We start from the raw sequence: 22001 nt of genomic DNA on the forward strand, positions 1-22001 counted from the left end.
TCATGGAATTTTTACAAATTACTTCTCCTGATGATTACAGAGTTCAGGAAATTTTCGATTCATATTGCCATACTTTTCCAGAGGACGAGAGGAGAGATTGGGGCAAATTGGCTGCTCTTTTTTCCAATCCAAAAGTCAAAATAATTTCTGTTTCACACGAAACCAGAAATGTCGGATATCTCATCATCTGGGAACTTAGTAATTATACTTTTGTAGAACATTTTGAAGTTTTCCCAGAGTTTAGAAGCCAAAAATTAGGCTCACACATTACAGGGTATCTTTTTAATAATTATCCAAGGATCATTTTAGAGATTGAGCCCGAACATTTGGGAGATGATGCGAGAAGACGTTATGCTTTTTATCAACGAAATGGCTTTAATCTGATTGATGAGATGTATGTGCAGCCAAGTTATGGACAAGGCAAAAGGCCTCTGGATTTGTGGCTGTTATCCAATTATTCTCCCGATAATCTTAAGGAAATTAAAGATGAAATTTACGATGTAGTCTACCATTAAAATATAAATCCGAAGAAATTATACTTCGGATTTTTTATTTTTTACCTTTTCAGCAAATTTCACAGATTTGCACAGATGTTTAAGTTTTTTAATAAATTTAGAATTATTCGTAGTCATCTGCATAAATCTGTGAAGCCTTTTAATTCACTTCGTATTCCAATTTAATCGTAATACTCGCTTCTTTTTCTTTGGAAGAAGTATTGAAAGTTCCACCGTAAGAATAATCTTCATTAGAATTCGGGGCAGTAATCTGAATGACTCCCATAGTTGCCTTTTTTAGATTTCCCAGGCTGCTTCCTGAGTTTTCCGCAATTTTTTCGGCACGTTCTTTAGCATCTTTTGTTGCAGATGCAATCATTTCCTGTTTTACGGTTGCTAATTTAGTGTAAAAATAATTCGGAGAAGATGAGGTAAATTCAATTCCGCGATTGATAATCTCTGTAATATTTCTTGAAAGGTTTTCGATTTTTCCGACTTCTTTACTTTCAATAGAAACTTTCTGTGTCAGGTTATATCCTGAGAATTCCCCCTGCACATAATTTCCATTCGAATCATTATAGCTTCTGAACTGTTTTTGAATGTCTACAGAAGAAAAAACAATTTCATTTTGTTTAATTCCTTTTGACAACAAATAATCATTAATAACTTTTCGATCTAAAGCCAATTCATCATAAGCCGCCTTTAAATCAAAATTATTTTTAGAAAAACTTCCAGACCAGGTAATTAAATCGGAAGTAAATTGTTTAATTCCCAAACCGGTAACTGAAATTGTGTTTTCAGATTTATTCCTGTTTTTGATTGCGCTTCCTAAAAGTCCGAGACCGATGATAAAGCCTAGTGATCCAACGGCAATCGCAATAATGTTTTTATTCATAAAATTTTTGTGAATTGATTTAATCCAATTATTATATCAATTCTCATTCCAAATTTTAAGATTTTATTAACATTTAACCTATTACTTTCTTGTATTCAGCCTTTCAATATACAAAGGAATTGCCTCTTCCATTCTCAATAATACTCCTGAAAGATTTTTAGCCTTCACATATGTTCTCACATAAGGTTTTGCATAAAAAGAAAATTCAATGAACTCAGAGATTTTCTCCTCAGGAATTCCGGCTTTAGTAAAATAATCATCATCTACTCTATCTCGAACCCATTTAATGTGTTCCTGTAAATCATCATATTTGTATTGACGTTTCTGTCTTCTTGCTTTTCCACTCACCAAATCGTAAACTCCCTGCACATTCAGCTGTCCTAAAAGTATCGGAATCAATACCTGTTTTACTTCCGCAGGCTTTTCTCTCATTTTTCCCACAGGCTGAGGAAGACCCACAGCATCACGAACGGCTTCTCCTTTATCAGCCTTTGCCACCATTCTGGAATCTGTTTCCAAATCTCCGGTAGGTTTCTTCGCTACTTTTACTTCCTCGATTACTTCAGGAATTTTAATTAAAGTAATCAGTAAATACGGATTGCTCCCGTCTAAAAGTACCCTTCCCGAAATTCTTTCATAGCCTGCCCTTACAAATCTTAATTCATCATTTTTTGAAGCTTCAATAGAAAACTCACCCAAAGAATTACTGTAAGTTTTACTGTCCTTCGTTATATTTATGACCGTAGTACCCGCAAGAATAATCCCGTTTTCATCACTGATTTTACCGGTAACTGTTTGTTGGGAAAACAAATAATTACAAACAAACAAAAGGAAAAGAAAAACTATTTTCCTCATCAATAAAATCATATTTTTATGTTTAAGATTCAAAATTGTTTTTTCTTTAAAATTAAATTATCAATTTCCAATTTTATTAGTTTGAATATATTTCCCAAAAGCAACCCGTAACTCAGATTCAATTTCTACAACATTAAAAGTTTTTCTGTATTTTTTAGACAAATCACGAGTTTCTTCCGCATACATTAAAAAATGATCTATCTGCTCTTCTGTCATTCCATATTGTTTGAGGAAACCTAAATTTAAGTCTGATTTTACTTTATTTATAAAATTTTGGGTTTCGTTATAAGTAGGTTTGGTAATTTTTGGTTGAGTTGCTTTTTTTACAAGGCCTTTTGCAAGGTTGAAAACCCCTAATAAATCAGCCTGCCCAACTGTAAAGTCATGTCCTGTAAAGGTTTTTGAAATTTCGTTTTTAGGCAAAGGCTCATTAAGCGGGCTTCTCATATAATCATTTAAACCGGATTTTAAAGTAGAAAGCTTTCTAGATTCACCATAATGCTTACTGTCCCTTTCTAAATTTCCGGTAGGCTTGTAAGTGATCTTAACTTCAGGAATCAAAGTTTCTGCACGAAGAAGAAGAACATTCATAACGCCAGCCATATTTTCTTTTGCGATTTTCCTGTCGGTTCGATAATAAGTATCTTTTATAAAACGAACTTCATCATTTTCATTGGCCTCAATCGTAAAATTCCCAAAAGAATCTGAATATGCCGTTTTATTATTATTCATGTTTTTTACTAAAACAGAATTTAAATTCAGTCCGTTTTCATCAATAATTTTTCCGCTGATTTTTTGAGCGTTGATGTTAATTAAGAATAGCGTAAATAAGACAAAAAGTAGTTTAGTTTTCACGGATAGTTTTTTACAAAGCAAAGCTAAAATTATTTTTAATGCAAACAGGAAGTTTAACCACAGTTAACGCGTTTTAGCAATTCTTTTAGAATTTTCATTACGGAACTGTTAAATAGCCAATCGAAATTGTTAAAATTTAAGTCAAATTTTAGTTAACTTGCACCTTCAATTCTATCTAAAAATGCAAAATTCTTACACAGTTATCAATGCTTCTGCAGGCTCGGGAAAGACTTACGCTCTCGTGCAAAGACTTTTGATGATTTGTCTTCGGTATCCTAATCAGCAGCAATCGATTAGGAATATTTTAGCATTGACTTTTACCAACAAAGCAGCCAATGAAATGAAGGAAAGAATTTTGTCATGGCTGGGAAACTTCGTTGGAGATAGTTTTGCGGAAAATCCTGATTTAAAAAATATTCAAAAAGCATTTGAAAAAGAAGGATTAAAAATTACCCTTGATGAATTGCATCATCGGGCAAAAAAATTGCTGGATTACGTGCTCCATAATTATTCCACTTTAAATATAGGCACTATTGACCGTTTCAACTCACGATTGGTAAGAAGTTTTTCTTACGAATTAGGTTTGGCGAAAAATTTTAACCTTGAAATAGAGGCAGAGCCATTTTTGATTGAAGCTGTTGATAAAATGCTTGATCAAATCGGTGAAAATGATATTATTTCAAACTCCTTCATGGATTATGTAGATTACAGTCTGGAAAACAATGAAAGAATTAATTTGAATAAAAATCTTTATGATTCGGCGAAAGAGTTTGTAAAAGATATTCATTATGAACATCTTAAGAGTAATAAAGATTTCGATAATTCTAATTATGAAAACATAAAAAATACGCTCAGAAAAGAGATTATTTTTAATAAAAAACATGCGGTAGAACTTGCAACCCAATCAATTGAATTGTTTAAATCTAGAAATATTGAAATTGAAGATTTTGCACAGGGAAAAAACGGAATCGGAGGATTTTTTACTAAAGTTTTAGATTTTTATAATCAAAAAAGAGCCGGATTCCCTTTTCCGACAACTCTTGAGGAATCTGTGGTTAACAATTACAGAAAAGGAGCATCATCAAAAGCAAAAAGTAAAGAACCTGATATTTTTGAAATATTGGATCAATTACTGGAAAACAGAATGCAGTTGATTCTTTTATACATTGAAACGCAAAAAAAAGAGAAAATTTTATCTGCGCTTTTACCTTTAAAAGTAAATAAGGACATTCAGGATGAGCTTAAAAAAATTGAGGAAGAAAATGATTTGGTGCTACTTTCAAAATTCAACATTCTCATCAATGAAAACCTCAAAAATGAGCCTTCTGCTTTTATTTATGAAAAAGTTGGTTCACAGTTTCAGCATTATTTTTTTGATGAATTTCAGGATACATCAGAACTGCAATGGCAAAATTTTGTTCCGCTGAGAGATCATTCTATTTCTACGGAAAACACTTCGTTCACATTGGTTGGCGACCCGAAACAGAGTATTTACCGTTTTCGTGGTGGAGAAAGCAAACTGATGCTGGATATTATCAATAAGAAAGAATTCTCTCCAAAACAGGCTGATTTACTTGTTTTACAAGATAATTGGCGAAGTGCAAAGAATATTGTTCAGTTCAATAATGAATTATATCAATATCATTCTGAAGATTTAACAGAGGAACATAAAAATATTTTTGGGACTGACGGAAAGCAAAATTCAAAATCGGCAATCGAAGGCCGGGTAAAAGTAAATCTCATTGAAAATTTGACCAACGATGATTTTTACAACGATACTTCGGAAAGAATGCGGAATGATATTCAGGAGAGTTTAGACAATGGTTTTAAATTTTCAGATATAACGATTCTCTGTCGTGGAAACTTTGATATTTTTAGCTATTCTCAAAAATTAGGAAGTCTGAAAGTGAATTATCGTGGAGAAGAAACGAACATTAAAACTATTTCTGAGAAAGGCCTGACTTTAGAACTATCCAACACATTAAAAGCTGTCATTGAGTTTTTGAAATGGGAGGTAAACCCGAAAAATAAACCGAATCTGATTATGATGATGTATTATCTGAATAAATTAGGAAGAGTTTATATGACAGATTTTACGTTGGAAATGAAACAAATTCTGGAAATTGAAACGCATGAAGAAATTCTTCAGTTTATTCAAAATACATATTCCTTAAAACTGAAACAGGATAATTTTCCAAAGTTTAATTTATACAATTTTGTAGAATATTATATCAATGAATTTTCCGTCGAAAACAAGGAGACGGATTTTCTTTTGAACTTTTTGGAAATGTTATTCAACTTTACCCAAAATGCAGGTGCCAGTACAAAAGAATTTTTAAAATATTGGGACGAAGAAGCCTCAAAATATACAATTCAGGCATCAGATAATATTGATGCCATTCAAATCATGACGATTCACAAAGCGAAAGGTCTGGAATTCCCGATTGTTTTTATTCCCATGATGAATAAAAATCGTGATGCTGAATTTACCAATTGGTTTGAAACGAGTAATGACAGTGCTTTGAAGTCGGTGAACATTAATCAGTTTAATAAAAATCTTGAAGTTTATGATGAGGAAATTGAAAAGTTTAATACACAAAATTCTTATAAAAACTTTATAGACAGGCTTTGCTTGCAATACGTAGCCACAACACGGCCTGTAGAACAATTGTTTTTTTACATCCAAAAAGCAAATAAAACATCTAATAATCTGGAGTTATTGGAATTTCTTCAATCAAAAAATACGGAGAGCCTTGATGAGTTTGACTTGTATGAAGTCAATCCTGAAATGTTGAAAAAACATTCAAAAGAAAAAACTTCATCTTTCAAAACACAGGACATTCAAAATCTGAAAAATATTAATGAAAAAAGCACTTCTATAAAAATTGCCACGCCTTCAAAAAACTATCAGGTAAGAAATGAAAAGGTGAGGATTGGGCTTTTTGTTCACGAATTATTATCTAAAATCAATACTGAAAAGGATATTACGAAGGTCTTGGAAAGTTATGTTTTGGATGGTCAGATTACCATCGAAGAAAAATACGAGATTCAGGAAATTTTAGAACAAATCATCAAAACATATTCCGAATTTTTCGATGAAAAATGGGAAGTCGCCAATGAAAAAGATATTATGATTTCCGAAAAGGGAGAAAGCAGAATTTATCGTCCGGACCGAATTTTAAAAAGTGATGACGGCTATATTATCATTGATTTCAAAACGGGAGAAGAAACGGAGAAAAATGAGATACAGATTGAAAATTATAAGAATATTTTAGAAATGCTTGGAAAAAAAGTTCTGAAAACCCAGCTTATCTATTTATAAAAATTTTCGGCGACACCAAAGGTGTCGCCGAAAATTTTATTTCTTGTAAATACTTTAATTACGCCGTTGTATCAGCAACAAATACTCTCTGTGCCAATTCCTGATCAAAAAGATATAGGGCAGAAGGGTTATCACTTACCATTTTGATTTTAGTTACATATTGTGATGCACTCGCTTCCTCTTCCACTTGTTCGTTGATAAACCACTGCATGAAAGAAGTTGTAGCAAAATCACCCTCTTCATTAGCATTTTTTACTATATTGAAGATACTTTTTGTAACTGTTTTTTCATGTTCTAATGCTTTTTGAAAAATATCAATTGCACTTTCGAATTCATGTGGAGGTTTTGCAATTTCTCCAATAATGATTTCTCCCCCTACATCATTCAAATAGTCAAACATTTTATCCGCATGCATGAGTTCTTCTTTGCTTTGTACTCTGAAATAATTAGCTATTCCATCCAGATCTTTACTGGAAAACCAAGCAGACATTGAAAGATAATATTGTGCAGCGTATTGTTCGTGAGCTATTTGTTCGTTAATTAATTTTGCAATTTTCTCGCTAATCATAAATAATAAATTTATAGTCAAAATTAGGGAATAAAACCCCGAAATCAAAAGATTTAATGAAATTTAATACGAAAAGGGCGGAAATACATCCACCCTCTTAACATTAAAAAATCGAAATTACAAGTTATTAATTAGCTCCAGGAGTTACCGTATTCATTGTCTTTTTCATTTTCCCACCTTTCATTCCTTTCTCTTTCATTGATGCTTTTCTTTCCTCCATTTTAGCTTTTTTGTCAGCTTGCCATTTATCATATTGCTGAGGTGTCAAGATTTGTTTCATCTCCGCATCCATCTGTGTTCTCTTTGCTTTCATCTCCTGCATTTTTGCTTGTCTAGCTTCTTTGTTTTTATCAAAGTCTGCTTTCATTTCACCTTTTCTCTTTTCGTGAAGAGCCTTGATTTGAGCTACCTGAGAATCATTCAAGTTTAAATCTTTTTGCATTTTAGCCAAATGCTCCTGTTCTTTTTCTTGTCTTTTTTGCTGAAATTCAGCCTTCTTTGCTTCTCTATCTTGCGGAGTTGTCTGTTGAGCCATTGCAAAACTTCCCATTCCGATAAATGCTATCGCTAAAACTAATTTTTTCATCTTTTTAAATATTTAATTAATTGTTATACATCTTTTTGATTATCAATTAAAACTAAAGTTAAAAGAAAACATTCATAAAAAATGTTAAATTTTAATATCAATATAATAATTTAAAAAACAGAAAAAAGGACAGATTATAAAAACCTGCCCTTCACACCACTTAAATATAATATATGAAAATTAATTATTAGCTAATTTGTTCCTAAAACCAGAACCTCTATTTTCGTTTCCGTTGCTTCTGGCCTGTTCTCTAGGAGCAGAATTTTCGGTTCTCTGCCTGAAACCGCCTCCATTATTTTCTCTTCTGGGAGCTTCACTTCCTCCACGGAACCCTCCGTTATTTCTAATGCTTCCGCTGTTACTGGCTCTCTCATTTCTGAAGCCACCGCCGTTATTTTCTTTTCTTGGAACTTCACTTCCTCCACGGAATCCTCCATTGTTATCGGCTCTCTCATTTCTGAAACCACCGTTATTTCTTACTCCGTTATTATCATTTCTGAAACCTCCTGAGTTATTACTTCTGTTACTTGGCTGATTTCTGAATCCTCCAGAATAGCTATTGTTTGATCTTTCGTTTCTTACAATGTTAAAAGTAGGATTATCATTTCTACGGAATTTTGCTCTGTCAACTCTGTAAATATTGATATTTACATTTCTGTAACGAGGTATCGGTCTGCATATTGCTGCATAATGTGTTCTCCTGTAGTTTTGGAAATATACAATAGGACTGCTTCCACGATAATAATTGTTTTGGAAAACTATAAAAACTCTCGGTCCCATAATTCTTTGCAGAGCATAGAATCTATCATAATACCATCTGTCCGGATTATATCTGTAGAAGCTATTCCATGAGGAAAAACTTACATACAGATTGTTCAGTCTCATAATCTGGTCAATCTGCCAGGGAGCTAATCTGTTTTGGGTAAAGAAAACATTCCAGTTTATATTGACAATACTGTTTCTGTAGTCATTGTAATTACTCTGGTAATAATCATTTGGATAATAATCCTGAGGATAGTTATAATAATAATCATCAGGGAAATAATTCTGATCATCCTGATCACTGTAATAACCATCATTGCCTCCATTATTTCCGTAATATCCGTCGTCATTTCCCCAACCGTTATTCGGATATTGTTGAGCGAACGAAAAAGTCGCCACGCTCATAGCAAAACCTATTAATATTTTTTTCATTTGTATAGTCGTTAATTGGTTAGTATATAGTAGAATATCTCTATTCTATCTTTTGGATATAAATAAAAAAAAGAAGTTAAATCTTTCGATAAAACTTCTTTCAATTTATTATTAAATAATTGATAATCAGATGTTAAATTTATAACCTTCCGCTATCTTTTACCCAAGATGCTATTTTTTGATTAAAATCTGTCTTGTTTTTCAAATCTTCCAGGTTTAAATGCATCCTATAACGCCAGTAATGTGGAAAAACAGCAGGATTGTTAATCCTTTCATTATCCATTTTAGGATTTGTGAGCTCTCTGTCTGTTGCTAAAAACTCCTGTAAAGGGAAAACTGCCAACATTGCATCATTATAAAGGTGTTGCTTCATAATAATTTCAGCTAAATGAGCATCCATTTCTTCGGGTGCTTTTCCGTACTGCACTAGTTGTTGATTAAAATATTTCTGTGTCAAAACCGGGTCTTCCTTCCACCATTGCCTCAAAGTTGAGCTGTCATGTGAAGAAGCCGTTACAACATTCAAATAGCTTGCATTTTTGGGGTTATGGAATGGAGTATTATCCGAAGGCATACGTTGAACTTTCAAGGCAACAATTGCTAGTTCATCCATTACAACAGGTACACAATCAGGAACCATTCCTAAATCTTCACCACAAATCAACATTTTTGTTGCATTCAAAATCACCGGAAGTTTCTCCATAGCTTTTTCGTACCAAAGACGATCCTGCCTTTTGAAGAAATAGTCGTGATATAAATCGTAGATAGACCGTTTTTCCCAATCTGATAAATATTTATAAGAATCTGTATTATAAACATTAAATCTTGGATGATATACAACCTGCCCGTTTTTCTCTTCTATTAAAAATAAAACATTTGCACAAAGCGAAATTAATTGATCTTCAATGGAACCTCTCGGGTTTTTCTTAAAGAAATCTGATAATTTTCTCTGGCTATTAAATTCTTCCTTAAATGAATAAGTTCCGTCATAATTATTATTGATAAATTCAAGCGCTTTACCACTGTTCTCACCAAAATAATTCCAAAGAATCTGGTCATTGATAAACGGTTTGCAATATCTGTCAAAATTAAACGGAATATGCCTAGCGTTGAATTCTTCCAACGTAATCGGAATAGCAGGATAAAAATATCCTAAAATACCTTGTGTCGCAGCAATCGGCATTCTCCAGATTCTGAAAAAACCTAAAATATGGTCAATTCTCATTGCATCAAAATACTGTTCCAACGCCTTGAATCTATTTTTCCACCATTTGTAATTGTCAGCTTTCATGGCTTCCCAATTGTATGTAGGAAACTCCCAATTTTGCCCTAATTCTGTAAATTGATCAGGTGGAGCACCGGCCTGGAAATCCATCCCGAAAAGTTCAGGTTCTGCCCAAGCTTCAACTGAATGCCGGTAAATCCCAATCGGCAGATCCCCTTTTACTGAAACACCTAAACTATGTGTATAATCGACTGCATCTTTTAATTGTTTGTGAAGTTGGTATTGTACCCATGCATGGAGCATTGAAGCATCATAATCTTTACTTTTTGCAGTAAAAAATGACGCAATTTTTCCGGCAATATATTTTTTATGTGTTTTCCATTCGTTAAAATTCGGAGTTTTGTATTTATCTCTTAAAACACAAAACGCTGAATACGGAAGCAGCCAGCTTTCATTATCTTTAATAAACTTTTTAAAGTTCCTGTCTTTATAAATTTTTTCTTTTTCTATATTAAAAACCGCCTTCAGGTATTTCCATTTTCTGGAAATCATTTTTTCATAATCAATTAACTCTAAAGAATTTAATTCTTCTTTTTCATTTTTATATTCTTCAACTAAATCCTTAGGCAGTTTAAAATCAAGATTTTCTAAAGAGATATATTGCGGATGCAGTGCATATACAGAAACTGCTGCGTAAGGATAAGAATCTGTCCATGAATAATTTGCTGTTGTATCATTGATTGGCAAAATCTGGATAATCCCAAGACCGGTTTGTTTATTCCAATCTGCCAGTTTTTTCATATCAGAAAATTCTCCGACACCGAAACCATTTTCCGTTCTCAATGAGAAAATCGGAACTGCAACACCTGCATCATGATACATTTGATACAGCTTGAATTTAAAATAATGATTTGAAACAATCTGTAAAACATCTTTCGATAAATTTGGCAAAGCAAATCTGTTTTCACCTGTTTCAACATCAATTACTTTACCTTTATTGATATCATAAAGACAGTATTTGTATTGAATAAATTCATTCTCAGGAATTTCAACAGAAGTTTCCCAAATCCCAAAATCCGTCTGAGATAAATGAATTGCTTTTTCGTAGTCCCAATTTCCTAAAGAGGCTGTATTTCCAAACAAAACAAGCTTCCAATCTGAATTATAAATTGGCGCTTCAATCCGGAATAAGTGGGTATGTTTTTTTAAAACTGAAATTTTTTCAGGGCTGAACTGATTTAGTTTATTATAAAGGATTTTGTTATTCAAATAATTCTCAGGAAAATTTTTATTATTCCATTCGTCGAAAATTGTAAATTCCTTATAATTATGAGGAAAATTAAGGTGATGCAGTACAAATTCTTCTTTCAGAATATTTCCCCTTTCATTCACCAGCTGATATTTATACGAAATTGATTTTGAAAAATAGTCCACTTCAGATTTCCACAAACCATTTTCTGAATAGAACATTGCATGTTTTTGCGGAACAGCTCCTTCTTCATTGATAATCAACTGCAAAGATTCTCCCACTTTTGCATTGTATCCTACATTAAAGTATAGCTTCATTTATATTTTTTTATAAAAATACATTATAATCTTGAAAAATAAAACTTATTGAATATCAAATATTCATTAAAAAAACCTTCTCAAAATGTCTGAAAAGGTTTATAAGTTTTAACAAAGTTAAAGATTATTCTGTAACTAAAATTTTCTTAGTTAATAATATTTTTCCTGATTCATTGGTGATGCTTACCAAATAAGCTCCGCTAACCAGATTTTTAAGATAAACCTGCTGGTTTAACAAGCCTTCTTTTACCATTAAATTTTCTGTAATTAGACTTTTTCCTGATACATCGAAAACATTTAATCTGATATTTCCTTTTACTGTTTTATCATTCACATTTACATTAATAAAATGTTCTTCAACACGAGTCGGATAAATATCGAGGTTGGCAAAAACATTATTTGAAACAGTTGCTTTATCATTAGCAAAATATTTACTTGCTAAATCATAAATATGTAAATTCTGTTCACCAGCAATTTGTTTTGCCTGTAAAGTTTTCAAATTAACTTCATACAAAGGAGCACCTTTTGCACTTGCAATCACCACATTTCCTTTTGAATTTACCGCAGATCCATTCACTGAATAATTTTCAGGAATACCGGAAATTTTCCCAATAAACTTCGCTCTTAATTCCTTTGTTGAAATTTTAAAGACATTTCCGGAGGTTGCAAAAACATAAAAATTATTATCTGTATCAGCAATCATATCTCCTCCAAAGCCGGTTTCAATCGTTGTAAAAGAGTTTTTTCCGTTGGAAACATCATCTTTAATGATTCCAAGATCATTTACAACATACTGATTTCCTTTTTTACTGATTTTCAAAAATTGAGTCCCTGCATTATTGATAGCATAAATATCTCCGTCATAACCTGCTGTCATCCTGGTCATATGAGAATTGATATCACACGAGGTAATTCTTGCCACATTATTTTCCACTAAAATAATTTCTTTAGTTTTTTGATTCAAAACATAAACATTTGATGAAAACATAGGCATATATACCAGATTATTGTTGGTTGGATCATAAGCCAATGTTGCCATTGTAATTGCTTGAGAATTGTTATAAGAATTTTTTTCCTCAGTTATTGAGGTGTTTCTTGTCTGTGAGAAAACTTTTGCAGAAGAATCTGCAGTAAAAATTTTCTCTCCTGAAGTGCCATTTGTGGCATCAATCGCCCGAAAATCATTGAAAATAATACTAGGTGTATCTTTGCCAACCAACGCAAAAAAATCTTGCTGGGCATTTACATTTACGCTTAATGTCAGCAAAAATAAAGGGAATAAAAGTTTTTTCATACATGTAGATTTTAGATTCGTAATCATTTTAGTATGACTAAGTTACACAATTTTCAAATTAAATAACAAAAAATCTCCAGTGTTTGAATAAGAATTTTATATGATACGAGTACCTTATCATTTTGAGCAGAACACAGTGAAGTAAAGAATCTAAATTATAAATAGATTTCTCCTTCGCTGAAATGACAGAAAAAAGCAAAAAAAAATCTCACAGATTTTGCGGATTAACAGATGATGATGTAAATAAAATCTGTGCAATCTGTAAAATCTGTGAGAGATATATTTAAAACTTTTATTTTAATTCAAAACATACGTTGTTCCGTCTCTTCCATCCTTTAACTCAATGCCTTCTGCAAGGAGTTTGTCTCTGATTTGGTCTGAAAGATCAAAGTTTTTAGATTTTCTAGCCTGATTTCTCAATTCAATTAAAACCTGTAATGTCTGATCTAATTTTTCATTATTATTCTCTTCAATTGCCTGAAGTCCTAAAACATCAAAAATTAAAGCATTTAAAGTAGATTTCAAATCCTCTAAATCTTTAGTTGAGATCGTTTCTTTAGCATCATTTAAAGCAAAAATATATTTTACGGCTTCGAATAAATGGGCAATCAAAACAGGAGAGTTGAAATCATCAGTCAAAGCATCGTAAGCTTTATTTTTCCATTCTTCTAAGTTAAAACCAGATTTTTTTTCATCATTTGGAGCGATTAAGTTTAATACTTTAACAGCTTCCATTAATCTGATAAACCCTTTTTCGCTTGCCAGCATCGCATCATTAGAAATATCGAGAACACTTCTGTAATGAGCCTGTAAGAAACAAAAACGTACAATTGACGGATGGAAAGGCTTTTCAAAAAAATCATTTTCTCCAGTAACTAACTGCATCGGTAAAATGTAATTTCCTGTGGATTTGCTCATACGTTGTGCATTCATTGTCAACATATTGGCGTGCATCCAGTAATTTACGGGAGCGGTATCATTGCAAGCTTTTCCTTGTGCAATTTCACATTCGTGGTGTGGGAATTTCAAATCCATTCCACCTCCGTGAATATCAAAAGTCTCCCCTAAATATTTCGTACTCATTGCAGTACATTCAAGGTGCCATCCTGGGAAACCTTCTCCCCAAGGCGAATTCCATCTCATAATGTGCGCCGGAGAAGCCTTTTTCCAAAGCGCAAAATCCTGTGGATTTTTCTTTTCACCCTGTCCGTCTAAGTCACGGGTGTTGGCAAAAAGTTCTTCGATATTTCTTTTTGAAAGTTCACCATAATTCAAGCCTCTTCTGTTGTATTCCAATACATCGAAATACACAGAACCATTGCTTTCGTAAGCGAATCCTTTTTCAATTAATTTTTGAGTTAATTCAATTTGCTCAACAATATGACCCGTTGCAGTAGGTTCGATATTTGGCGGCAATAAATTGAACATATCCAAGACTTTATGAAAATCGACTGTGTATTTTTGTACGATTTCCATTGGTTCTAATTTTTCCAAACGGGTTTGCTTAACGAATCTGTCATTATTTACGTCTCCATCGTCGGTAAGATGACCTGCATCAGTGATATTTCTTACATATCTTACTTTGTAACCAAGATGTATTAAGCTCCTGTAAATAAAATCAAAAGAAAGGAAAGTTCTCACATTTCCCAAATGCACATTGCTGTAAACTGTAGGTCCGCAAACATACATTCCAACGTTTCCATCTAAAATGGGTTTAAATATTTCTTTTTCTCCTGTAAGCGAGTTGTATATTTTTAATTGCATCGTTTTTGTTTTTAATGGTAATGATGGTAAGTTTAGTATAAAAGTTTCAAAATTCATTAAAAGATAAAAATCTCTTAACAACAGCATTTACAGCAACAACAAATAATTGTGGTTACAAAAATCTTCTGCGAAACTTTTTTAAATTTTATCATTACTATATAGCTTTTAAATGATGTTGTAAATGACCAATATAATCATTTATAATAAATTCTAACGTGAAAATCTGAAGTTCATTTTTTGTCATATCACAGGTTCTCTGCAAAGCCCCGTCAGGAATATTTTCAACGGTGTTCACAATCTGAAAGTTCAAAAATTTCCATAGATTAATAGTATCCTGAGTTGGAATATTCTGATAATTTTGGGCTCTTACCCAAAAATTCTGGTCATAGACAATATTCTCATTTTCTTTATATTGGGTAATTATAAATCTTCTGATATTTGATAGTGCACTATCACAAAGGTGGCCTAAAATTTCTTTTTTTGACCACTTTTCAGGAGAAATTTTATGCGACCATTCTTCTTCAGAAATATTTTCAAATCTCTGAATCTCGGCTTCAACTATATTTTTAAGTATTTGATAGTCCATTTACATTAAACTAATAATCCAATTTTGCATGGCTTCCCACATAATGCAAAAATTCCTGTCTTGTAATAGGATTGGTCCTGAAAATACCGCTCAATTCCGCTGTGATGGTCGAACTTGCCGTATCTTTAATTCCTCTGCAATTTACACAAAGATGCTTTGCATCAATAATACAAGCCACATCTTTTGTTCCCAACGCTTCTTTCAGTGCATCTACAATCTGCATGGTCAATCTCTCCTGAACCTGCGGCCTTTTTGCATAATAGTCAACAATTCTGTTGATTTTTGAAAGACCAATCACTTCTCCATTAGAAATGTAAGCAACATGTGCCCTTCCGATAATCGGTAAAAAGTGATGTTCACAGAATGAATACACTGTGATATCTTTTTCCACCAGCATCTGGCGGTATTTGTATTTATTGGAAAAGGTAGAAATTCCCGGCTTATTTTCAGGAAGAAGTCCTCCGAAAATTTCATTCACATACATTTTCGCAACACGTCTCGGAGAGTCTTTCAAAGAATCATCAGTCATATCCATTCCCAACGTTTCCATGATCTCCCCAAAAAGTCCCGTAATTTTCTCTATTTTTTCTTCTGGTGATTTATCAAAAGCATCTTTCCTTATAGGCGTATGTTCTTTTCCAGTGAAAATATCATCGTCGTTATCCGTAAAATCAACCATTTTTATTTAATTTGCAACAAAAATACGGATAATATCTTTTTAATTTATTTCAATTAAACTAAAAATATTATCTTTCAACCCCTACTCTCACTACAAGCTATGATTATTGTTGAAGAAGTACATAATGAAAATCAAAAACGAGAATTTTTAGAGTTTCCTGCGAGACTTTACCGGCATGATAAAAACTATATCAGACCTTTAGACAAGGATATCGAAGAGATTTTTAATCCCGAAAAAAATAAATTCTTCAAAAACGGGGAATGCAGTAGATTTTTATTTAAAAATAAACAAAATGAAACGATCGGGAAAGTTGCTGTTTTTGTGAATAAACTTTATAAACAAAAGCAGCCAACAGGAGGTCTTGGATTTTTTGACTGTATTAACAATCAAAAAACAGCAAATTTTATTTTTGATTATTGCAAAAACTGGCTTCAGCAAAGACGAATGAAAGCGATGGATGGTCCCATAAATTTCGGGGAACGGGATAAATTTTGGGGACTTCTCATTGAGGGTCTTATTGAGCCGTTGTATGGAATGAATTATAATTTTCCTTATTACAAAGACCTCTTTGAGAATTATGGCTTTAAAATATACTTTGAACAGCTTTGTTTTTCAAGACCAATATTTGCTGAAGTCTCGAGGGTTTTTACAGTAATGCACGCAAAACACAGTAAAAATCCGGATATTTCCGCAAGACCACTGAAAAAAAATAATCTGGAAAAATTTGCGAAAGATTTTACTGAAATTTATAATAAAGCGTGGGCTGCACACGGTGAAGGGAAACAAATGAGCGAAGATAAAGTTCTGAAAATGTTTAAAATGATGAAACCTATCATTAATGAACATATTTCTTGGTTTATATATGAAAACGAAAAACCTGTAGCCATGTGGATGAATATTCCAGATTTAAATCAATGGTTTAAATATCTGAATGGAAAATTTGGACTTTTAGAAAAACTTAAATTTTTATGGATTAAAAAATTCAAGAGAAATGAAAAGATGGTCGGAATCGTTTTCGGGGTAGTTCCTGAATGGCAAAGGAAAGGTCTCGAAGGCTATATGATTTGGGAGGGAACCCAACATCTAAGAAAACATACTGATTTTAAAACAACCGAACTCCAGTGGATTGGTGATTTTAATCCTAAAATGATAAAAATTGCTGAAAATCTGGATACGACAGTGACCAGAAAACTAGCAACTTATCGATACTTGTTTGATCAGAATAAGGAATTTGAAAGACATCCGATGCTGTAATATTGCTGGTTTCGGCGGAGCCAAAGGCTCCGCCGAAACCAGCAATATTACACAAAAAAAGCCTTGCTAAAAAAAACAAGACTTTAAAATCAAAATATCACTTTACTTTATTAGAATAGCTCTCCGGCTACTTGTTTAATATTATCACTTTTACCCATAGAGTAAAAATGCAGAACAGGAACTCCAAAATCAAGCAATTCTTTACATTGATTGATGGCCCATTCAATTCCGATTTGTTTTACAGCTTCATTATTTTTGGCACTTTCAACCTCATTAATCAATTCTTCAGGTAAATCAATTTTAAAGACCTGAGGTAAAATTTTTAAATGCTTTTTTGTTGCAATTGGCTTTATTCCAGGAATAATAGGAACTGTAATTCCCATCTCTCGTGCTTTTGTTACAAATTCAATATACTTTTTATTATCAAAAAACATTTGGGTTACAATATAATCCGCCCCGGCATCAACTTTTTGCTTCAGCCATTTCAAGTCATAATTCATGGAAGGTGCTTCCATATGTTTTTCTGGATATCCTGCTACTCCGATACAGAATTTATTATGCTCTTCACATTCTTTCTCTTCGTTATGAAGGTATTTTCCACGTCCTAAATCATTAATCTGATGAACCAAGTCCATCGCACTTGCATGTCCTCCCTGTGTGGGTTCAAAATATTGATGACCTTTCATCGCATCTCCTCTCAAAGCCATAATATTGTCAATTCCCAAATACATACAGTCAACCAAAAGATATTCCGTTTCTTCTTTGGTAAAACCTCCGCAAAGTAAGTGTGGAACGGTATCTACATTATATTTATGTTGAATAGCAGCACAAATCCCCAATGTTCCGGGACGCATTCTTGTGATACGGCGTTCCATCAAGCCATTTCCTTTATCAATATAAATATATTCTTCTCTGGAAGTCGTAACATCGATAAATGGAGGCTTAAACTCCATTAAAGGATCTATATTTTTATATAAATCTTCAATACCAATCCCTTTTTTCGGTGGAACAACCTCTAAAGAAAATAGAGCCTTTCCATTTGCATTTTTTATATGATCTGTTATCTTCATGTCTGTTATTTAATCTGCTAAATTTGGTGACAACCATTTTCTCGCTTCCTGTAATGAAATTCCTTTTCTTTTTGAATAGTCTTTTAACTGGTCTTCTGTAATTTTTCCCAAGCCAAAATATTTTGCATGCGGGCTCCCAAAATAATATCCCGAAACAGAGGCTGTAGGGAACATCGCTAAACTTTCTGTAAGATAGACTCCAATATTTTCTTTAACTTTTAATAAATCCCAAATCGCATGTTTTTCCAAATGATCTGGACACGCAGGATAACCGGGAGCCGGACGGATTCCTTTATATTTTTCGGCAATTAAATCTTCATTGCTTAAATTTTCCTGATTCGCATACCCCCAATATTCGGTTCTGACTTTTTTATGTAAAAATTCAGCATAGGCTTCCGCAAAACGGTCTGCTAAAGCTTTGACCATAATCGCGTTATAATCATCATTTGCTTTTTCATATTCTTCTGCCAGTTCATCTGTACCAAAACCTGTTGTCACACAGAAAGCTCCCATATAGTCGGTTTTTCCTGAACTTTGAGGAGCAATAAAATCGCTTAGCGCCAAATATTCTTTCCCTTTTGATTTCTGAACCTGTTGTCTTAATGTTAAAAATTTAACCTGCTCGTTATCATTTTCATCAAAGATTAAAATATCATCCGTTTCATTAGAATTTGCTTTAAAAATTCCGAAAATGGCTTTTGCGGTTAATAATTTTTCGTTTAAAATTTTCTTTAAAATAACCTGCGCATCTTTGAACAATTCTTGCGCCTGCGCTCCGACTACCTCATCTTCTAAAATATTTGGATATTTTCCGTGTAAATCCCAGCTTCTGAAAAATGGAGACCAGTCGATAAAAGGAACCAATTCATTCAAATCCTGATTTTTAAAAATCTGGATACCCAATTGATTCGGTGTGAAAATTTCTTCATTTTCCCAGTCAATTTTAAATTTATCTTTTCGTGCATCTTCAATGGAAACGTAATTCTTATCAACCTGTCTGTTTAAGAATTTTTCCCTGAAATCAGAATAATCATTCTTCAAATCCTCAACATATTCTTTATTTCTGTCTCCCAATAAAGAACTCACCACGTTTACCGCTCTGGAGGCATCATTTACGTGAACGACAGCATTTTTATATTTTAAATCGATTTTCACTGCGGTATGTGCTTTTGAAGTTGTTGCACCACCGATTAACAATGGAAAATCTAAATTTTGCCTTTCCAATTCCTGAGCTATATATACCATTTCATCCAAACTTGGTGTAATCAATCCGCTCAATCCGATAACATCTACTTTTTCTTCAATTGCAGTCTGAATAATTTTTTCGGCAGGAACCATCACTCCAAGGTCAACAATTTCATAATTGTTACATCCTAAAACTACACTCACAATATTTTTACCGATGTCATGAACATCACCTTTTACTGTAGCCATCAGGATTTTCCCATTGGCAGGTTTTGTTCCGTCTTTTTCCGCTTCGATGAATGGCTGTAAATAAGCAACCGCTTTTTTCATTACCCTTGCCGATTTTACTACTTGCGGCAAGAACATTTTCCCGCTTCCGAACAAATCCCCGACAACGCCCATTCCAGTCATTAAATTAACTTCAATAACATGCAAAGGTTTTACAGCGTGTTGTCTTGCTTCTTCCACATCTTCTTCAATAAAACGGTCGATTCCTTTTACTAAAGAATGCGTAATTCTTTCCTGTAAAGGTTTTGTTCGCCATTCAAGTTCTTCAACCTTTTCTTTTTTTACAGATTTATGCTTTTCAGAATAATCTAAAAGCCTTTCCGTTGCATCTTCTCTTTTGTCAAGAATAACGTCTTCAACAAGTTCCAGAAGCTCTTTATTAATCTCATCATAAACCTCCAGCATCGCAGGGTTTACAATTCCCATATTCATTCCTGCCTGAATAGCATGATAAAGGAAGACCGAGTGCATTGCTTCCCTCACTGTATCATTTCCACGGAAGGAGAATGAAACATTACTCACTCCCCCACTCACAGACGCATACGGAAGATTCTGACGAACCCATCTGGTTGCTTCGATGAAGTCGATTGCATTTCTTCTGTGTTCATCCATCCCGGTTGCGACAGGAAAAATATTTAAATCGAAAATAATATCCTCTGCAGGGAAATTCAGTTGATTCACCAAAATATCATAAGAACGCTTTGCAATCTCAATTCTACGTTCATAAGTATCGGCTTGCCCTTCCTCATCGAATGCCATGACAATCATCGCGGCACCATATCTTTTGATAGCTTTTGCATGTTTGATAAACTCTTCTTCACCTTCTTTTAAGCTGATGGAATTTACCACACATTTTCCTTGAGCAACCTGCAATCCCGCCTCTAAAATCTCCCATTTTGAAGAGTCAATCATGATAGGGATTCTGGAAATGTCAGGTTCGGCAGCAATTAAATTTAAAAACTTAATCATCGAAGCTTTTCCGTCAATCAATCCGTCATCGAAATTGACATCAAGAATCTGCGCCCCACCTTCAACCTGATGACGGGCAATATCCAGCGCTTCCCCGAATTTTTCTTCTTTTATTAATCTTAAAAACTTCTTTGAGCCGGCAACATTAGTTCTTTCACCAACGTTGATGAAGTTACTTTCCGGCGTAATAATCAAAGGCTCAAGCCCTGATAATCTTAAATATTTCATCAATTTATTCTTCTAAGATAAAATATGCGTTATTTGCATTTTGCCTCAGCAAATCAACATGTTTGCCCAAAGCGGTAAAAATTGGAAACCTCTTGTATGCCAAATTGTGCTTTTGGGCAAATTCTTCAATTTCCTCTGTAATTTCATTATAATAACAATAACTGTAATTTGGAAAAAGATGATGGGCAACGTGAAAGTTGAAATTTCCCAACACATTTCTTATAAACCAGTTATTTTCTTTTAAATCATTGGTCACCTCAAACTGGTGGTGAAGCCAGCTGAACGGCAATCCGTTTTTTTCATCCAATTTTGGAAAAGCGTTGTCTGGAAGCGGATGCAAAGGCAGCAAAACAAACAGCGCGAAAATACTCGCGGCAATCACCTGCAGAAACCAGGCTCCCAACGCCAAGCCGACAGACACTTTAAAAAATAAAACAGGAACTGCAATCTGATAGAAAAAGTAGAACAGTTTATAAAATACCATTTTTGCTTTCTCAATTGCTGGTATTGCTCCCTGAGTTTTCAGAATTACTCTTTCTTTATCAAAAAAATCCCTGAAATCTCTTATAAACATCCAATTGAACAGATATAAAGGATACACCAAAAAGAAAAAGAAATGCTGATATTTCTGAATTCCTTTCGCTTTAATCCAGGGAACAATTAAGAGAAGCCCACTCTGCTCAATATCTGTGTCCCATCCGTCCACATTCGGATAAGCGTGGTGGCTTGCGATGTGTCTCTTTTTCCAGATGTAGGAGTTTGCGCCTACAAAATCAAAAATCTGTAACACCAAACCGTTTAATTTTTTGCTTTTGTAAATATTATTATGGGCAGCTTCGTGGATTAAATTTAAATAAATCAATACCAAAGAAATTCCCATCAAAACAAAACTCGAAATATAAACCCAAGGTTTTCCGGCATTAAAAACAGCAAACACATATAAACTGAAATAGACCAAAGGCAAAATAATGGCTTTGATCTGAATATAAATATCCCTGTTTTCGGGAATGGCTTCTATACGCTGGTTCACTTTTTTTCTTAGTTCATTAAACAGTTGTATATCTTCTGAATCTTTTAAGTAAATCGGCTTTTCCATATCTTTAAATTTTGTGGTTCATTTAAAG

17 protein-coding genes are annotated in these 22001 nt (G+C 33.4%); 3 read left to right on the plus strand and 14 right to left on the minus strand.

Going from position 1 to position 22001, the window contains the following annotated elements; translation table 11 throughout:
• The first annotated feature begins 2 nt into the window (after positions 1-2).
• Positions 3-515: a GNAT family N-acetyltransferase gene (locus ACM39_RS09490; RefSeq protein WP_048510808.1), complete on the plus strand. Its 513-nt coding sequence runs from the start codon at positions 3-5 to the stop codon at positions 513-515.
• 139 nt (positions 516-654) lie between these two features.
• Here the strand turns inward: ACM39_RS09490 and ACM39_RS09495 are convergent, their stop codons facing one another.
• The 3 genes from ACM39_RS09495 to ACM39_RS09505 all read right to left on the minus strand — a co-directional run bounded on the left by ACM39_RS09495 (position 655) and on the right by ACM39_RS09505 (position 3099).
• Positions 655-1389, minus strand: coding sequence for an SIMPL domain-containing protein (locus tag ACM39_RS09495; RefSeq protein WP_048510809.1), 735 nt, complete (start codon positions 1387-1389; stop codon positions 655-657).
• A gap of 81 nt (positions 1390-1470) precedes the next feature.
• Positions 1471-2244, minus strand: coding sequence for a hypothetical protein (locus ACM39_RS09500; protein WP_082140567.1), 774 nt, complete (start codon positions 2242-2244; stop codon positions 1471-1473).
• Positions 2245-2304: 60 nt separating this feature from the next.
• Positions 2305-3099 (minus strand): hypothetical protein, encoded by a 795-nt coding sequence (locus ACM39_RS09505; RefSeq protein ID WP_048510811.1) that lies wholly within the window; start codon positions 3097-3099, stop codon positions 2305-2307.
• Between the two features lie 181 nt (positions 3100-3280).
• Between ACM39_RS09505 and ACM39_RS09510 the strand changes: the two genes are divergently transcribed.
• On the plus strand, positions 3281-6421 hold the full coding sequence (locus ACM39_RS09510; protein ID WP_048510812.1) for a UvrD-helicase domain-containing protein: 3141 nt from the start codon (positions 3281-3283) through the stop codon (positions 6419-6421).
• A 58-nt stretch (positions 6422-6479) separates the two neighbouring features.
• Here ACM39_RS09510 and ACM39_RS09515 read toward each other — a convergent pair whose 3' ends face one another.
• The 8 genes from ACM39_RS09515 to folE all read right to left on the minus strand — a co-directional run bounded on the left by ACM39_RS09515 (position 6480) and on the right by folE (position 15883).
• Positions 6480-6989: a ferritin gene (locus tag ACM39_RS09515; RefSeq protein WP_048510813.1), complete on the minus strand. Its 510-nt coding sequence runs from the start codon at positions 6987-6989 to the stop codon at positions 6480-6482.
• 127 nt (positions 6990-7116) lie between these two features.
• Positions 7117-7575: a hypothetical protein gene (locus tag ACM39_RS09520; RefSeq protein WP_048510814.1), complete on the minus strand. Its 459-nt coding sequence runs from the start codon at positions 7573-7575 to the stop codon at positions 7117-7119.
• Positions 7576-7755: 180 nt separating this feature from the next.
• Positions 7756-8769 carry a hypothetical protein gene (locus ACM39_RS09525; RefSeq protein ID WP_048510815.1) on the minus strand — a complete coding sequence of 338 codons (1014 nt, stop codon included), beginning with the start codon at positions 8767-8769 and terminating at the stop codon, positions 7756-7758.
• Between the two features lie 139 nt (positions 8770-8908).
• Positions 8909-11560, minus strand: coding sequence for a 4-alpha-glucanotransferase (locus tag ACM39_RS09530; protein WP_048510816.1), 2652 nt, complete (start codon positions 11558-11560; stop codon positions 8909-8911).
• 124 nt (positions 11561-11684) lie between these two features.
• Positions 11685-12854: a T9SS type A sorting domain-containing protein gene (locus tag ACM39_RS09535; RefSeq protein ID WP_048510999.1), complete on the minus strand. Its 1170-nt coding sequence runs from the start codon at positions 12852-12854 to the stop codon at positions 11685-11687.
• Positions 12855-13151: 297 nt separating this feature from the next.
• A complete protein-coding gene (gene cysS, locus ACM39_RS09540; protein ID WP_048511000.1) occupies positions 13152-14618 on the minus strand; it encodes a cysteine--tRNA ligase in 1467 nt (488 codons plus the stop codon).
• Positions 14619-14772: 154 nt separating this feature from the next.
• Entirely contained in the window at positions 14773-15204 is a 432-nt protein-coding gene (locus ACM39_RS09545) for a DinB family protein (RefSeq protein WP_048510817.1), read from the minus strand.
• A 10-nt stretch (positions 15205-15214) separates the two neighbouring features.
• Complete coding sequence (gene folE, locus ACM39_RS09550; RefSeq protein WP_048510818.1) at positions 15215-15883, minus strand: GTP cyclohydrolase I FolE; 669 nt, start codon at positions 15881-15883, stop codon at positions 15215-15217.
• Between the two features lie 99 nt (positions 15884-15982).
• Here folE and ACM39_RS09555 point away from each other — a divergent pair, with 99 nt between their 5' ends.
• Positions 15983-17137: a hypothetical protein gene (locus ACM39_RS09555; RefSeq protein ID WP_048510819.1), complete on the plus strand. Its 1155-nt coding sequence runs from the start codon at positions 15983-15985 to the stop codon at positions 17135-17137.
• A gap of 110 nt (positions 17138-17247) precedes the next feature.
• Here the strand turns inward: ACM39_RS09555 and metF are convergent, their stop codons facing one another.
• The 3 genes from metF to ACM39_RS09570 are packed head-to-tail and all read right to left on the minus strand — an operon-like array spanning position 17248 to position 21973.
• Positions 17248-18207 (minus strand): methylenetetrahydrofolate reductase [NAD(P)H], encoded by a 960-nt coding sequence (gene metF, locus ACM39_RS09560; protein ID WP_048510820.1) that lies wholly within the window; start codon positions 18205-18207, stop codon positions 17248-17250.
• A gap of 9 nt (positions 18208-18216) precedes the next feature.
• Positions 18217-20877, minus strand: a complete 2661-nt coding sequence (gene metH, locus ACM39_RS09565) for a methionine synthase (protein WP_053073317.1) — start codon at positions 20875-20877, stop codon at positions 18217-18219.
• 4 nt (positions 20878-20881) lie between these two features.
• Positions 20882-21973, minus strand: coding sequence for a fatty acid desaturase family protein (locus ACM39_RS09570; RefSeq protein WP_048510821.1), 1092 nt, complete (start codon positions 21971-21973; stop codon positions 20882-20884).
• Positions 21974-22001 lie beyond the last annotated feature (28 nt).

This window comes from Chryseobacterium sp. FH2, from assembly GCF_001045455.1.
Taxonomy (GTDB): Bacteria; Bacteroidota; Bacteroidia; order Flavobacteriales; family Weeksellaceae; genus Chryseobacterium.